Origin of the sequence: Pantoea sp. USHLN256, assembly GCF_037149875.1 — a bacterium.
Taxonomy (GTDB): domain Bacteria; phylum Pseudomonadota; class Gammaproteobacteria; order Enterobacterales; family Enterobacteriaceae; genus Pantoea; species Pantoea nemavictus.
In genome coordinates, this window is the sequence record NZ_JBBCQO010000001.1 from 1,050,240 (window position 1) to 1,064,932 (window position 14,693).

The 14,693-nt window shown below is 55.1% G+C and carries 13 protein-coding genes; 5 read left to right on the plus strand and 8 right to left on the minus strand.

Going from position 1 to position 14,693, the window contains the following annotated elements; genetic code table 11:
* Positions 1-19: 19 nt before the first annotated feature.
* From WFL93_RS05005 to proB, 4 genes are all read right to left on the minus strand, one after another.
* Positions 20-298 (minus strand): transcriptional antitermination N peptide, encoded by a 279-nt coding sequence (locus WFL93_RS05005; protein ID WP_007887128.1) that lies wholly within the window; start codon positions 296-298, stop codon positions 20-22.
* A gap of 414 nt (positions 299-712) precedes the next feature.
* On the minus strand, positions 713-1,444 hold the full coding sequence (locus WFL93_RS05010) for a S24 family peptidase (protein WP_007887129.1): 732 nt from the start codon (positions 1,442-1,444) through the stop codon (positions 713-715).
* 353 nt (positions 1,445-1,797) lie between these two features.
* On the minus strand, positions 1,798-3,051 hold the full coding sequence (proA, locus tag WFL93_RS05015) for a glutamate-5-semialdehyde dehydrogenase (RefSeq protein WP_007887130.1): 1,254 nt from the start codon (positions 3,049-3,051) through the stop codon (positions 1,798-1,800).
* Positions 3,052-3,061: 10 nt separating this feature from the next.
* Positions 3,062-4,165, minus strand: a complete 1,104-nt coding sequence (gene proB, locus WFL93_RS05020) for a glutamate 5-kinase (RefSeq protein WP_007887132.1) — start codon at positions 4,163-4,165, stop codon at positions 3,062-3,064.
* 246 nt (positions 4,166-4,411) lie between these two features.
* On the opposite strand from proB, the gene ompC reads away from it, so the two are divergent.
* Entirely contained in the window at positions 4,412-5,530 is a 1,119-nt protein-coding gene (gene ompC, locus WFL93_RS05025) for a porin OmpC (protein ID WP_007887134.1), read from the plus strand.
* 94 nt (positions 5,531-5,624) lie between these two features.
* On the opposite strand, the gene crl is transcribed toward ompC, so the two are convergent.
* The 3 genes from crl to gpt form a co-directional block, all read right to left on the minus strand.
* Positions 5,625-6,026, minus strand: a complete 402-nt coding sequence (crl, locus tag WFL93_RS05030) for a sigma factor-binding protein Crl (protein ID WP_007887135.1) — start codon at positions 6,024-6,026, stop codon at positions 5,625-5,627.
* Between the two features lie 109 nt (positions 6,027-6,135).
* Complete coding sequence (frsA, locus tag WFL93_RS05035; RefSeq protein ID WP_336777374.1) at positions 6,136-7,383, minus strand: esterase FrsA; 1,248 nt, start codon at positions 7,381-7,383, stop codon at positions 6,136-6,138.
* Between the two features lie 121 nt (positions 7,384-7,504).
* On the minus strand, positions 7,505-7,963 hold the full coding sequence (gpt, locus tag WFL93_RS05040) for a xanthine phosphoribosyltransferase (protein WP_007887137.1): 459 nt from the start codon (positions 7,961-7,963) through the stop codon (positions 7,505-7,507).
* 255 nt (positions 7,964-8,218) lie between these two features.
* Here gpt and pepD point away from each other — a divergent pair, with 255 nt between their 5' ends.
* The 4 genes from pepD to WFL93_RS05060 all read left to right on the plus strand — a co-directional run bounded on the left by pepD (position 8,219) and on the right by WFL93_RS05060 (position 13,603).
* Complete coding sequence (gene pepD / locus WFL93_RS05045; protein WP_336777405.1) at positions 8,219-9,679, plus strand: beta-Ala-His dipeptidase; 1,461 nt, start codon at positions 8,219-8,221, stop codon at positions 9,677-9,679.
* A gap of 325 nt (positions 9,680-10,004) precedes the next feature.
* On the plus strand, positions 10,005-11,510 hold the full coding sequence (locus tag WFL93_RS05050; RefSeq protein ID WP_336777375.1) for a sugar ABC transporter ATP-binding protein: 1,506 nt from the start codon (positions 10,005-10,007) through the stop codon (positions 11,508-11,510).
* A complete protein-coding gene (locus tag WFL93_RS05055) occupies positions 11,507-12,505 on the plus strand; it encodes an ABC transporter permease (protein WP_007887140.1) in 999 nt (332 codons plus the stop codon). Before WFL93_RS05050 ends, WFL93_RS05055 begins: the two co-directional genes overlap by 4 nt.
* A gap of 27 nt (positions 12,506-12,532) precedes the next feature.
* Positions 12,533-13,603, plus strand: coding sequence for a sugar ABC transporter substrate-binding protein (locus WFL93_RS05060; protein ID WP_007887141.1), 1,071 nt, complete (start codon positions 12,533-12,535; stop codon positions 13,601-13,603).
* 37 nt (positions 13,604-13,640) lie between these two features.
* Here the strand turns inward: WFL93_RS05060 and dinB are convergent, their stop codons facing one another.
* Entirely contained in the window at positions 13,641-14,693 is a 1,053-nt protein-coding gene (dinB, locus tag WFL93_RS05065) for a DNA polymerase IV (protein ID WP_255351258.1), read from the minus strand.

A 14,693-nucleotide genomic window follows, 5' to 3' on the forward strand; every position in this document is an offset into this window, starting at 1 on the left:
GGGAAAGGGAGAGAAGGACTTAGCGCACGGCGTACAAATAAACGTGGGGTAAACAGCAGTTATCGAAACTCGCTTGCGTCTGCTGGACGCGTGTGGGTGCTAACACCGCACTGTCGACGCGTGATTGCGTCTGGCGCTGGCAGATGCGCTCAGCGGTGCGTAAGGTGACGTTTTCATATTCGATGCCGAGTGCGCTGTCGATGCTGCGCTTAAGGCGACTGAGGGACTGGCGCCGCCGATGACGGCGCGTGCGTGCATTGCCTGAGAATACTGATTTTCCGTACTGGATGATCGCCATAACTCCTCCTGTGAATGAGTCTTTGGCGATGGGGTGGCAGGCACGGCGATTCGGCTTAAACCGAAGCGTCGGTTGTTCCTCTGGAAATACTCGACGTCAACTCGCCCGGCAGTGTTAACGGCCAGGGTGAAGTAGAGGAGAGTGAAAAACAGAGGGCAACTGACAACGCTGCAAAGTGCGTATCCACCCCATCCCAAAGTTCACTAACTTTGGATGGTATGTATCGCGCTTGTGCAGCGCCTCAATTGTTTAAGAGCGGGCTCATCCGGGAGCAGGTATGTCGTCCATCCATGCTCAAATTATTAACAGGTTCTAATGCATTGGCAAACACCAATGGTTAATTTTTTATTTACCATCAGTTAAATTTATGATTTCAGCCAAAATATTTTTTTGTCGCAACCTGCCGTTTTGTGATCAGCCCAGAATTTGGTAATCACGCGCCTGGCTCATGATCACCCGCGCCACCACCTGCAGCGTCTTCGCTTCTTCCAGCGTTAAATACCAGGTCTCATAGCGCTTGTTATCGGAGATCACCGCCACCTTCTTGTGCTGCAGCTGCAGGCGTTTGAGATAGAGCTGATCGTCAAGCGTAAACAGATAAATGCCATCGCCATCGAAGCGATGCACGCTGATATCGACAAACAGCTGATCGCGCGGCGCAAAGGTGCCGGCCATCGAGTCACTGTTGAGGGCGATGAGGCGAATATTTTCGGCCGGACGGCCGTTAAACAGTACGCGCGCCTCTTCCAGCCCATATTCAATGGCTTGAATGGTTTCCACCAGTTCGTCACGCGTACTGCTGCTGCGCACGCCGTGTTGTCCGATATCCAGACTCTCCACGCGAAACAGATGTTGTGGATTAACCAGGCTTCGCTGAGTCAGCAAGGCAGCCGGTTTTTCCATGCCAAACTGCAGCCATTCGACGCGCACGTCTAATAACTGGCTGAGCGCCAGCAAATTGTTATCATCCGGAATTGATTGTCCGTTAAACCATTTCCAAACCCCCGGCGTTGAGATCTTGCATCCCCTCTCTTGCAGAGCAAGCGCAACCTGTTTGTTCCGTCCGTGTCCGACAATTCCCGCGCTCTCGCACGCGGCAATCAGCCTGGCAGTAAATGCTTGTCTGGTACTTTCTTTTTTAACCATCAGTTAATAATCTGCCTTCAGTAAAAGACTGAATGTTATTTTCATTTTTGCTACCAGTTCATTTTATATTACCGTCAGTTTACTACCCAACCGCTTTTATCAATGAAGCTGGACAATCATTATCCCTTTCGGTTAAGCCGAAACCAGTGATCATTACCATATCGCTTGTTCTGACAGGGGTTTTCAGGATTGTTCTGTAGCAGTAAGACCAGCATCTAAAGGAAAAAATGGGTGAAAAGCAGCGACCCCGCCATAGATGACAGAAATAAATCAAAAAGCTCTTGGAATAACTGGATCGAAAGCGAAAAAAATGGGCACCGTTTTCGGTGCCCATTGTCATGCAGGAGCGAACATTAACGACGCAGCGTATCGTCGCCCCAACCAATCCATTTATAGGTGGTTAGCGCTTCAAGTCCCATCGGTCCACGCGCGTGCAGCTTCTGCGTGCTGACCGCCACTTCGGCGCCGAGGCCGAACTGACCGCCGTCGGTGAAACGGGTGCTGGCATTAACGTATACCGCAGATGAATCAACCTGGTTGACGAAGCGATTGGCGTTGCCAATGCTGCGCGTCAGGATGCCGTCGGAGTGCTGCGTGCCGTGCTGACGAATGTGCGCGATGGCGGCATCAATATCGGCCACCAGCTTGACGTTCAGATCGTTCGACAACCATTCGTCATCATAATTTTCTGCTTTCACCGCCACCACATCAGCGGGACCGTTTTGCAGCAGCGCCAGCACGTTTTCGTCCCCGTGCAGCGCAATCTTCTCCTGCGCCATGCGCTGCAGGAATGCCGGGATAAAGCGCTCAGCCTGATCGCGATGAATCAGCAGCGTTTCCAGTGAGTTACAGGCGCTTGGCCGCTGTTTCTTGGCATTGACGATCACCTCCAGCGCCGCCTCGGTCTCCATGGTTTCATCGAGATAGAGATGACACACGCCGATGCCGCCGGTGATGACCGGAATAGTCGAGTTCTCACGGCACAGCTTGTGCAAACCTGCGCCGCCGCGCGGGATCAGCATGTCGACGTAGCGATCAAGCTTCAGCAGCTGATTAACCAGTTCGCGATCTGGATTTTCAATCGCCTGCACCGCGCCCGCCGGTAATCCGTGCTGCATCAGGGCATTTTGGATCACCCGCACGGTGGCCGCGTTAGTGCGATAGGTCTCTTTGCCGCCGCGCAAGATGGCCGCATTGCCGGTTTTCAGGCACAGCGACGCGACATCGACGGTCACATTGGGACGCGCTTCGTAAATCACGCCAATAACGCCGAGCGGCACGCGACGACGCTCAATGCGCAGGCCGCTATCCAGCACGCCGCCGTCAATTAACTGGCCAACCGGATCGGCCAGACGACACACCTGACGCACATCATCGGCAATGCCTTTCAGGCGCTGCGGGTTGAGCGTCAAACGATCGAGCAGCGCTGCGCTCATGCCGTTTTGCCGTGCATCGGCCAGATCCTGCTCGTTGGCTGCCAGAATGTCGGCGCTTTCCGCTTCCAGACGATCGGCAATGGTCAGCAACACCTGATTTTTCTGTTCGGTGGAGAGCTCCGCCAGCTTGTACGACGCTGCGCGCGCCGCTTTACCCATTTCTTCTAACATCATCCGCTCCTTAACTGACGATCATGTCGTCACGGTGCACCGCTACCGGGCCATATTCGTAACCGAGGATCTCGCCAATTTCCTGGCTGTGATGACCGGCAATCATGCGCATGGCATCGCTATTGTAACGCGTCACGCCGTGGGCGATATCTCGCCCTTGCAGATTGCGAATGCGGATCACTTCACCGCGCGAAAAATTGCCCTGCACCTCACGAATCCCTTTTGGCAGCAGCGAGCTGCCGCGTTCGAGCATCGCGGCCAGCGCGCCATCATCAATGGTGATTTCACCGGCAGGCGGCGCGCCAAAGATCCAGCGTTTGCGGTTCTCCAGCGGCGACTGCTGCGCATGGAAGCGCGTGCCAACCGGTTTGCCATACAGCACGTCACTGATCACGTCGGGACGGCTGCCCGCAGCGATAATCACATCAATGCCAGCGCGGCAAGCGACGTCGGCCGCCTGCAGTTTCGTCGCCATGCCGCCGGTGCCGAGGCCGGAAACGCTGCCGCCGGCGAGGGTACGCAGCGCGTCATCGATCTGGTGCACGTCGCTGATCAATTCAGCTTCAGGATTCGTGCGTGGATCGGCGGTGAACAGTCCTTGCTGATCGGTCAGCAGCAGCAGTTTATCGGCACCGCCAAGCATCGCGGCCAGCGCCGACAGATTGTCGTTGTCGCCGACTTTAATCTCCGCGGTCGCCACCGCGTCGTTCTCGTTAATCACCGGCACGATGTGGTTGTCGAGCAGCGCACGCAGCATGTCTCGCGCGTAGAGGAAGCGTTCACGATCTTCCATATCGGCGCGCGTCAGCAGCATCTGTCCAATATGAATGCCGTAAATCGAGAAAAGTTGTTCCCACAGCTGGATCAAACGGCTCTGCCCCACCGCAGCCAGCAGCTGCTTTGAGGCGATGGTAGGCGGCAGTTCGGGGTAACCAAGGTGTTCGCGTCCAGCGGCGATGGCGCCAGAGGTCACAATAACAATACGATGGCCCGCCGCGTGCAATTGTGCACACTGACGAACCAGCTCCACCATGTGCGCCCGATTCAACCGACGCGAACCGCCGGTGAGGACGCTAGTACCCAACTTGACCACAAGGGTCTGACTGCCACTCATGTTTTTCCTGCCATGTAAGAAAAAAATCTGCGAAGGGACGTTTTATCAGGAGTGAGCAAGGAAGCCAACAGCAGCAAGGGGAAAAGCACAAAAATCCGCGGACAATGCGCTAGACCAAAAGTTCGCGATTAACAAGAAAACCGAAAAACTGTCATAAAACTTTCATCGCCAACCGGTAAAAAGTCCCGTGTTTTACAAAACCTTTCACGGGTACAACAAATTTTACTCATTGGGATTGATAGCAAAATGAAGAAAAGCACACTGGCATTGGTTGTTTCTGCGCTGGCACTGGCTTCCACCGCAAACGCCGCAGAAGTTTATAACAAAGACGGTAATAAACTGGACTTCTACGGCCGTGTTAAAGCTGAACACTACTTCAGCGATAATGCGTCAAGCGATGGCGACAAATCTTACGTGCGTATCGGTTTCAAGGGCCAGACGCAGATTAATGACCTGATGACCGGTTACGGTCAGTGGGAATATCAATATAACGTCAACAACTCTGAAGGTTCTGACGCTAACACTGGCAACAAAACCCGTTTGGGCTTTGCTGGCCTGAAATTTGGTCAATACGGTTCATTCGACTACGGTCGTAACTACGGCGTGCTGTACGACGTTGAGGCCTGGACGGACGTGTTCCCAGAGTTTGGCGGTGACGGTACGGCGCGTACCGATAACTTCATGACCGCGCGTGCGACCGGCGTGGCAACCTATCGTAACAACAACTTCTTTGGTCTGGTTGATGGCCTGCGCTTCGCGCTGCAATATCAGGGCAAAAACGATTCGACCAGCGCCAACGCACGCGGTAGCGCGACCGATACCTCACGCCAGAACGGCGACGGTTACGGTGCGTCTCTGGGCTACACCCTTGGTGATACCGGCATCAGCCTGATGTCTGCCCTTACCTCTTCCGATCGTACTAACCAGCAGCAAGCGCGTGCATACGGTTCCGGTGATAAAGCCGATTCATGGGGCGCGGGCATCAAATATGATGCTAACAGCGTTTACCTGGCGGCCATCTACACCGAAACCCGTAACATGACGCCAATCAGCGGTACGGATTCCGCTACCGGCGCATCAGTATCTGGTGCAGCGAACAAAGCGCAGAACATTGAATTGGTTGCTCAGTATCAGTTCGACTTCGGCCTGCGTCCTTCCATCGGTTACGTTCAGACCAAAGGCAAAGACATCGAAGGTATCGGCGATGCGGACCTGGTTAAATACATCGATGTGGGCGCGACTTACTACTTCAACAAAAACATGTCGACCTTTGTTGATTACAAAATCAACCAGCTGAGCGACGACAACCGTCTGTCACTTAACAACGATGACATCGTGGCCGTTGGTCTGACGTACCAGTTCTGATTTCGTATTACCCTTGTTGTGTCTATAAATTGTGTCTATAAAAAAAGAGCCGGCTCATCACCGGCTCTTTCTTGTTCAATCACGCTACGTTTTATCAGGCGCTCAGTTTTACTGGCTCGTCTTTAAACCCTTCCGCCGGTTTCAGATCCAGCTTCTGCTCATGCAGCATGGCTTTCAGGCGCTCATGGAAATTACGCAGTGTGCTTTCCACTTTGGCATTGTTCTCTTTGCCCTTGATGGTTGCTGCGCCCCAATCACCTGCTTTATCAAACAGACCGAAGTGGTACTCATAGGTAAAGTGATCTTCATGGGCTTCCAGCGTCATCCACCAGCCCCAGAATTCACGCAGTTCCGGTGCCGGCTTGACGTTGACGCAGGCCGCCAGGCAATCAAAGAAGAAACGCGTCTCTTCACATTTCCCCTCGCGAATATACGGCCCCAATTCGGTGAAGCGCTTAAGCAGGCGACTACGGGGGTGACCACTCGGTAACGTCATGCAAACTCTCCCTCAAATAAACCGTATCAAATGCATTTTTAGCTTCCCATGAAACTAAAAATGGAAAATCCCGGATATAAGTAGTAGCAGAGGTTCGCGCTTTCGCCAGTTAGTTTTTCAACTGTTTTTCCAGCCAGTCACAAATTTGGTTCAACGCCTGGTCAAAACTGGCAAACACCGGTTTGGCGGGAATCGCCAGCATCTTGCCCTGCGAGGATGAGTTAGCAATCAGCTGCGCATCCTCTTGCGGGCCAAAAATATCATCCGGCCAGTACGCCGCCAGCATCGGCGTTGGCGTGCGGCGCCCCAGTAAACCCTGCACCTTCAAGGAGTAGCGATTGAGTTCGATGCGCAAATTGCTGTCGGAGGTGGATGACATGCCGAGACGGCTCGCCAGCATATCCATATACATATCCGGTAACTGTTGCTGTTGCTGCGCATCAACAAACACGCTGTGCACCATGGCGCCGAGCGTGGCGACGGCGCGCAGGCGCGGCACCTCAAGATAAGCCAGACGTGTCGCCACATTGGCACCGAAGCGATAACCCAGCAGCGCCACACGCGTATGATCGATCCACGGCACGTTGCTCAGCTCGCGCAGCACTTGCTGATGCAGCTGGCTGGTATCTTGATTGAGCGTCCATTTGCTGCTGAACCCTACCGACGGCATATCCAGCGTCAGCATAGCGATGCCGCGCGGCGCAAGATAATCGTGGAATAGGCGATAGTGATCGCTTTGCAGGGAGTCGAGACCGCCGCACAGCAGCACCGTTGGATACGGCGCTTCGGCCTGCGCTGGCATGTGCAGGAAGCCGGTTACCGGCGCGCCACCGCTTATCGGGAAGGTCAGCGATTTCAGTTCACCCGGCAAGCGCTGCGTGGCTTCCTCATAGGCGCGATTAGCCAGCACCTGCGCCTGATCGGCCAGATCGTCGCCCTTAATATAAGGATAGGCGGCAAGGCTGAACAGATTGGCGGCGTGCAGCCAATGTTGACCGGCGGTTTCATGATTCTCGCTTTGCATCGCCTGCTGCTGCCACAGCGCTGCCTGCTTCGACCACTCGTAATTCCAGTTGCCGCCGCGATAGCCGATCACCGTGTCGAGCAGGGCTTCATTGGTGCGCTCGAAATCGCTAACGGCAATACGCGCCAGCACCTCGCTGATCTCCTGTGGCGACAGACCACGCCACGTCCACAGCAGCTTATTCAGCATGCGGTACCAGCCGCGCTGGGTGTCACCTTCGAGGGCGTTATGCACCTGTACCGCCGCGTGATGCTGGCGGCGCACTAATGAAGAGGTTTCCGGGTGTTTGAAACGGGGTTTGAAGAGTTCTTCGCTCAGGTTTTTATCAGACATCTTAGTGATTCTCCTGCCAACGTCATGGCGATGGCTAAGAGTGTACTGCACCCGCCATACGCGCGCGAGGCGCAGAAAGCACAACGCCCGGCATAACCGGGCGTTGTTTGCGATGCATCAATTAGCTTTTGACGATTGGCGGGATGTACACCACGCCCATGTCCCAAGGCTGCTCGATCCAGGTGTTCTGCGGGATGTCGACAATATAGTCGTCTACCAACGCACGGCCAGCTGGCTTGGCGAAGATGGTACAGAAACGCGCTTTTGGATACATATCGCGAATCGCCTGCGCGGTGCCGCCGGTATCCACTAAATCGTCAATCACGATGAAGCCTTCACCGTCGCCTTCTGCACGCTTCAGCACTTTCATTTCGCGCTGATGGTCGTGATCGTAGCTGGAGATGCAAACGGTATCGACATAGCGAATACCCAGTTCGCGCGCCAGCAATGATGCCGGAACCAGACCACCGCGGCTCACCGCAATGATACCTTTCCACTGTTCCACAGGAAGCAGGCGCTGGGCCAGTTTACGGGCATGAATTTGCAACATGTCCCAGGTTACGACGTATTTTTCGCTCATATGAAGGAATCCCGGCCAAGAAACTTGGCTTAAAAAATATGCAAGGGGGAAAAGGTTGCGCGAGATTATAAGGATCTGACGCCTTAAAAACCAGCATCTGTCTTACTGGTTGCAGGTTTTTAGCGCGCCTGATTACGCACCCGGCGAGAAACAGTGATATTCTCAGGCCCATCACGTCAGATGTTCTGACGACGATTTTTACTGGAAACCCGCGTGCGTGCGGTATGTCCGCCACGCTGACACAGGAGACGCATGGTGTCTGAATTGTCGCAACTTTCACCCCAACCGCTGTGGGATATTTTTGCCAAAATCTGTTCCATTCCGCACCCTTCTTACCATGAAGAAGCCCTGGCCGAATACGTTGTTGGCTGGGCAAAAGAGCAAGGTTTTTGGGTTGAGCGCGATCAGGTTGGCAACATCCTGATTCGTAAACCCGCTACGGCTGGCATGGAAAATCGCACGCCGGTGGCGCTGCAGGCGCACCTCGATATGGTGCCGCAGAAGAACAATGACACAGTGCACGACTTCACCAAAGATCCGATTCAGCCGTACGTTGATGGCGAATGGGTGAAAGCGCGCGGCACCACGCTGGGCGCGGATAACGGCATTGGTATGGCTTCTGCGCTGGCGGTACTGGCTGATAACAGCCTGATCCACGGTCCGGTCGAAGTGCTGCTGACCATGACCGAAGAGTCCGGCATGGACGGTGCATTTGGTTTACAGCCGAACTGGCTGCAGGCCGACATTCTGATCAACACCGATTCCGAAGAGGAAGGCGAGATCTACATGGGTTGCGCCGGGGGTATCGACTTCATCACCACCCTGCCACTGACGCGTGAAGCTGTCCCGGCGGGCTATGAGACCCTGAAGCTGACGCTGAAAGGCCTGAAAGGCGGTCACTCCGGTGCCGACATTCACCACGGTCTGGGCAACGCCAACAAGCTGCTGGCGCGTTTCCTGGCGTTGCACGCGCGTGAATTCGACGTACGTTTGATCGAATTCACCGGCGGTACGCTGCGCAACGCCATTCCACGCGAAGCCTTCGCGACGCTGGCCATCGATAGCCATCAAGTGGATGCGCTGAAATCTGCTGCGGCACATTTCCAGGCGACGCTGCTGAACGAGCTGGGCATTAAAGAGAAACACATTGCGGTGGTTACCGAGTCGCTGGTGCACCAGGGCCAGGCGTTAAGCACTGACAGCCGCGATCGTTTCCTGAACCTGCTGAATGCTACGCCAAACGGCGTGATCCGTAACTCCGACGTCGCTAAAGGTGTGGTGGAAACCTCGCTGAACGTCGGCGTGGTGACCATGGATCAGAATAATGCCGAAATCATCTGCCTGATTCGTTCACTGATCGATACTGGTAAAGATTGGGTGGTTGAAGTGCTGACCTCGCTGGCCGATCTTGCTGGCGCGCAAGGCGCACCGAAGGGCGGCTACCCAGGCTGGCAGCCCGATGCTGACTCACCGGTTATGGCGCTGACGCGTAAAACTTACGAAGCGCTGTTTGGCAAAACGCCAAACATTCAGGTGATTCACGCCGGTCTGGAGTGTGGTCTGTTCAAGAAGCCGTACCCGGAAATGGATATGGTTTCGATCGGTCCCACCATTACCGGCCCGCACTCGCCCGATGAGCAGGTACACATCGAGAGCGTCGGTTTGTACTGGAAGCTGCTGACTGCGCTGCTGAGCGTAATGCCAGAAAAAGCGTAAGTTTGCGCTTTCGCGAGCAACCCGGCTTCGGTCGGGTTTTTTTTTGCCTTGCGCAAATTAATGCACAGTCGACAAAATCTTTGCAGGCATAGCGTCGGGTTGCCCTTTATGGCGATCGACTTCCCCAGAATATTGCCCTGACAATCTTGCTTCCCACCTCCTGATTCCTCCAACTCTTACCTGCTCTTCAGCTTTAGCCGCCATCATGTCCAGATGTCCGGACGGCTAAGAAGATTTCGTGCTAGCTTATGCCCTTTCGATTGTTGCCCAGAGTGTGGGTTCAGGAAAAAATGCCTCCCACTCAAATAATTAAAGGCCCGGCTTCATGACTGCGATCAACCGCCTGGAGATGCGTAATATCTCCATCGCCTTTGGCGGTTTCGCCGCGCTATCGCAGGTCGATTTCCTCACCGCAGGCGGTTCGGTACATGCCTTAACCGGTGCCAACGGCGCCGGAAAATCAACGCTGATGGCGGTGCTGGCTGGGGCGCATGCGCAGTACAGCGGTGAGATTCTGCTGGACGACGTACCGGTGATGATTCGCTCGCCGCGTGATGCCAAAAAGCTGGGCATCCATCTGGTCCAGCAGGAAGTCGATGTGGCGCTGGTGCCGCAACTTAGCGTGGCAGAGAACATTCTGCTCGATCGCTTAGCCGAGCCGGGGCACCTCTATAACTGGCGCGATATACGTCGCCAGGCGCGTGCTTTGCTGGCGCAGCTGCAAGTAAACATTGACGTCAATCGTCTGGTTGAACGCTGCACGCTAGCGGAGAAGCAGCAAATTCTGCTGGCTCGCGCGCTCTCGCACCACTGCCGCTTTCTAATTCTTGATGAACCTACCGCTCCGCTCGATCAGCACGAGAGCGAGCGCCTGTTCGCCGTGGTGCGTCGCTTACAGTCCAGCGGTATTGGCGTGGTGTTTATCTCGCATCGTATTCACGAATTGAAAGCGATATGCGATCGCCTGACGGTGCTGCGTGACGGACGCCTGATCGAAAGCTGTCCGATGGCCGCGCTGAGCGGCGAGCAAATCGTAGAGAAGATGCTGGGACATCAGCTCAACGATGTCTTTCCGCCCCGTCGCACGCGTGAGGCGCGACCGCTGCTGCTGTCGGTTGACGGCTTGCACGACGACCAGTTACTGCAGGACATTTCGCTGCGGCTGCACCAGGGCGAAATCCTCGGCATTGCGGGTTTAGCCGGTGCCGGTAAAACCGAACTGTGCAAAGCGCTGTTTGGCGCCAGCAAAAGCCGCGTTGAGAAAGGCGAACTGCACGGCAAAGCATGGCGACCGCGTTCACCCCACGATTCTGTCGAGAACCGCATGGCGCTGGTGCCGGAAGAGCGGCGCAAAGAGGGCATTTTCATCGATGAACCCGTCAGCATGAATCTCAGTATCAGCGCTGATAACAGTTTTTCGCGCTGGAGCGTGTTCGGTCATCGCAAGGCATGGCGCTGGGCTGAAGAGGTGATTCAACGCCTGAATGTACGTACTACCGGACCGGCGCAAACCCTGCGTCGTCTGTCCGGCGGTAATCAGCAGAAGGTGGCAATTGGCAAATGGCTGCGCAACAACGCCGATGTACTGATTTTTGATGAGCCCACAAAGGGCGTTGATATCAAAGCCAAAACCGAGCTATTCAGTTTGATCGCAGGCTTAGCGCGCGAAGGTAAAGGCATCATTTATGCTTCGGGCGAGTTTTCTGAACTGGTCGGTTTATGCGATCGCATTTGTGTGCTCTGGGATGGGCGCATTGTGGCAGAGATGGAGGGCACAGACGCCACAGAAGAGACACTTCTGCTTTATTCCACCGGAGGAACACCTGCGTGAGCAGCAAAGAACTATCCCTAACCCCGCAGCCTTCTCTGCGCCACCAGCTCTTCGATTTCCTCTATAAATGGGGCATGTTGCTGACGGTGGTTATTCTGATTGCCGCGTTTGGTCTGGCCTCAGACAGCTTCCTTGAGCCCACCAACATCATCAACATCCTGCGTTCGATTGCCATCGTGACGGTAATCGCCATCGGCGTATCGATTTCACTGACGATTGGCGGCTTTGACCTGTCAGTCGGATCGACGGCATCGCTGGCCAATGCGCTGGTGATTTCGCTCTTCGTCTGGCACGGCTTTGGCACCACCGAAGCCATTATTATCACGCTGCTGCTGTGCACGCTGGTGGGATTATTCAACAGCTTCTTGATTGTGATTCTGCGTATTCCCGACATGCTCGCCACGCTGGCCACGCTATTTGTGATTCAGGGCGTGGCGATGACCTACAGCTTCGGCGGGTCGATCACGGAAAATATGGTGCTGCCAAGCGGTGACATGGCCGAGGGCACCATTCCCGCTGCTTTTGGCCTGCTCGGCCAGGTGCCAACTATCGTGATTATTATGCTGGTGGTGACGATAGTGGCGCAGCTGGCGCTATCGCTAACCAAGCACGGTCGTCGCATGTATGCGCTCGGAGGTAATGCGGAAGCGGCGCGGTTATCAGGCATCCGCACCACGCGTTATCGCGTGCTGGCCTATGTGCTTTCATCGCTGCTGGCTGGGCTGGGCGGCATTCTGCTGGCTTCGCGCATCGGCTCTTCGCAGGTGAATGCCGGCGGCGGTTACCTGATGGACGCCGTCGCCGCGGCGTGGATTGGCTTCTCGCTGGCCGGTTCAGGCAAACCTAATGCGTTGGGGACTCTGGTGGGTGCCGTCATCCTCGGCGTGTTGCAGAACGGGCTGGTGATGCTGTCGGTGCCCTATTACGCGATGGACATCATTAAAGGACTGGTGCTGGCGCTGGCGCTGGCAATCACTTACATCCAGCGCCGCTAAAGCGCTGTTATTCAGAAAGAGAGCATAATGAAAAAAATTACCCTTTCGCTGCTGGCAGTGAGCCTGCTGAACGTCAGCGCTGCCTTTGCCGACACCACAACGCCGGTGCCCGCAGCCATCGCCAATCACGAAGGCCCGGTGCGCATTGCCATCATCCGTAACCTCGGTTCCGACGACAACACCACACAGTTTGTGGCCGGTGCGATTCAGCAGGGCCGCAAGTTGGGCTTTAAGGTCAGCACTTTTTTAAGCAACGGCGATGATGCGCGTTTCCAGGATTTTGTTAATCAGGCGATCAGCCAAAAATATGACGGCATTATTCTGTCGCATGGCAAAGATCCCTACTCTACCGCGCTAGTGCAGCGCATCGCCGATGCCGGTATTAAGCTGTCGGTGTTTGATACGCCGGTAAATACGCCAGTGAAGGGTGTGACCGTAACCGCGCAAAATGACGCCTCGCTGGCGCAGGAATCACTCGGCAGTCTGATCAAAGACTTCAATGGCAAAGCGAATATCGTCAAATTGTGGGTGGCCGGTTTCCCGGCGATGGATCGTCGTCAGGTGGTGTATGAGAAGTTGCTGAAAGAGAACCCAGGCATTCATCAACTGGAATCGATCGGCGCCGTCTCCTCTGATGTTCAGGGCGATACCGCCAACAAGATTGGCGCGATTCTGGCGAAGTACCCGAAAGGCAAGATTGATGCAATTTGGGGTTCGTGGGATGCATTTAGCCAGGGCGCCTACAAAGCGTTGCAGGAGAATGGTCGTACTGAAATCAAGCTGTATAGCATCGACGTATCCAACCAGGATCTGCAGCTGATGCACGAGAAAAACAGTCCCTGGGTGCAGACCGTGGCGGTGGACCCGAAAACCATTGGCGCGGTGAATATGCGTCTGGTGGCGAACAAGATTGGCGGCGAAACCACGCCTGCAAGCTATGAGTTTAAAGCGGCATCCATTTCGCAGCAGCAGCTGAACAGTCAGCAAGGTGCGGTTAACGTGGCTTCACTGAACAAGATTATCCCTGGCTGGGGCGAGAACAGCGATTTCGTCGCGCCGTGGTTTGCCACGCTGGAAGCGAAGTACGCTAAGAAGTAGTGTTTTGGGTGGGTGCGAGCCAGGCCGCACCATCACCTCACAACCCCAACACAAGCTGCCGCTCCAGCTGCGGATCAACCATAGTGACATGCAATCCCACTAGCCTCACTCCGCGCCCTGCCCGACGATCATCCCATGCCTGACGCGCTACCGCGATCATGTCGTCTTTGTTTAATACCGGCCAGACATGCTCCTGCGTAGTCTGCTGAAAGTCGTTGAACTTGAGCTTTACTCCCTGACGAGCGATCTGCTTATCCGGCTTGATTGCCGTTAAGCGGCGATCTAATTCGGCATAGAGAAAGTCAATAATCTCCAGACACTGCTCCCAGCTGTGAATGTCCTCCATGAGCGTGCGCTCAACGCCCAGCGATTTACGCTCACGCTCCACCACCACATTGCGTTCGTCAATGCCGTTACTGCGTTCCCACAAGATACGACCAAATTTGCCAAAGCGTTTCAGCAGCAGCGCCAGATCGGCCTGCTGGACATCAGCGCAGGTGCGTAAACCCATCTCTTCCAGCTTTTTCGTCGCCACTTTGCCAACGCCGGGGATTTTGCTCAGCGGCAGCGTCAGTAAAAAACCTGGCATGGCATCCGGTGTAATCACATATTGCCCGTTGGGTTTGTTGAGATCGGAGGCGATTTTGGCGAGAAACTTAATCGGCGCAATGCCGGCCGAGGCGGTCAAACCGGTTTCGCGCAGGATATCCGCCCGAATCGCCTGCGCCATTAATGTTGCTGAGCCGTGACAATGCAGGCTGTCGGTCACATCCAGATAGGCTTCATCAAGGGATAAGGGTTCAATCAGCGCGGTGTAGCGCGAGAAGATGTCGCGGATCTGGCGCGATGCTTCTTTATACGCATCGAAGCGGCCCGGCAATAAACGCAGATGTGGACAGAGTTTTAGCGCCATACCGGTGGGCATCGCGCTGCGCACGCCATATTTGCGCGCGGGATAGTTAGCCGTACTGATCACGCCGCGCTGTACGCGGCTGCCACCAATCGCGATGGGAATATCGCGCAATGAAGGATCATCGCGCATTTCCACCGCCGCGTAGAAGCAGTCCATATCGACATGAATGATTTTCAC

Coding starts and splice junctions, on each gene's coding strand:
- gpt (WP_007887137.1), bottom strand. CDS start 7,963: ATGAGCGAAAAATACGTCGTAACCTGGGACATGTTGCAAATTCATGCC.
- WFL93_RS05050 (WP_336777375.1), top strand. CDS start 10,005: ATGACTGCGATCAACCGCCTGGAGATGCGTAATATCTCCATCGCCTTT.
- WFL93_RS05010 (WP_007887129.1), bottom strand. CDS start 1,444: ATGGTTAAAAAAGAAAGTACCAGACAAGCATTTACTGCCAGGCTGATT.
- crl (WP_007887135.1), bottom strand. CDS start 6,026: ATGACGTTACCGAGTGGTCACCCCCGTAGTCGCCTGCTTAAGCGCTTC.
- ompC (WP_007887134.1), top strand. CDS start 4,412: ATGAAGAAAAGCACACTGGCATTGGTTGTTTCTGCGCTGGCACTGGCT.
- proA (WP_007887130.1), bottom strand. CDS start 3,051: ATGTTAGAAGAAATGGGTAAAGCGGCGCGCGCAGCGTCGTACAAGCTG.
- WFL93_RS05005 (WP_007887128.1), bottom strand. CDS start 298: ATGGCGATCATCCAGTACGGAAAATCAGTATTCTCAGGCAATGCACGC.
- WFL93_RS05060 (WP_007887141.1), top strand. CDS start 12,533: ATGAAAAAAATTACCCTTTCGCTGCTGGCAGTGAGCCTGCTGAACGTC.
- frsA (WP_336777374.1), bottom strand. CDS start 7,383: ATGTCTGATAAAAACCTGAGCGAAGAACTCTTCAAACCCCGTTTCAAA.
- proB (WP_007887132.1), bottom strand. CDS start 4,165: ATGAGTGGCAGTCAGACCCTTGTGGTCAAGTTGGGTACTAGCGTCCTC.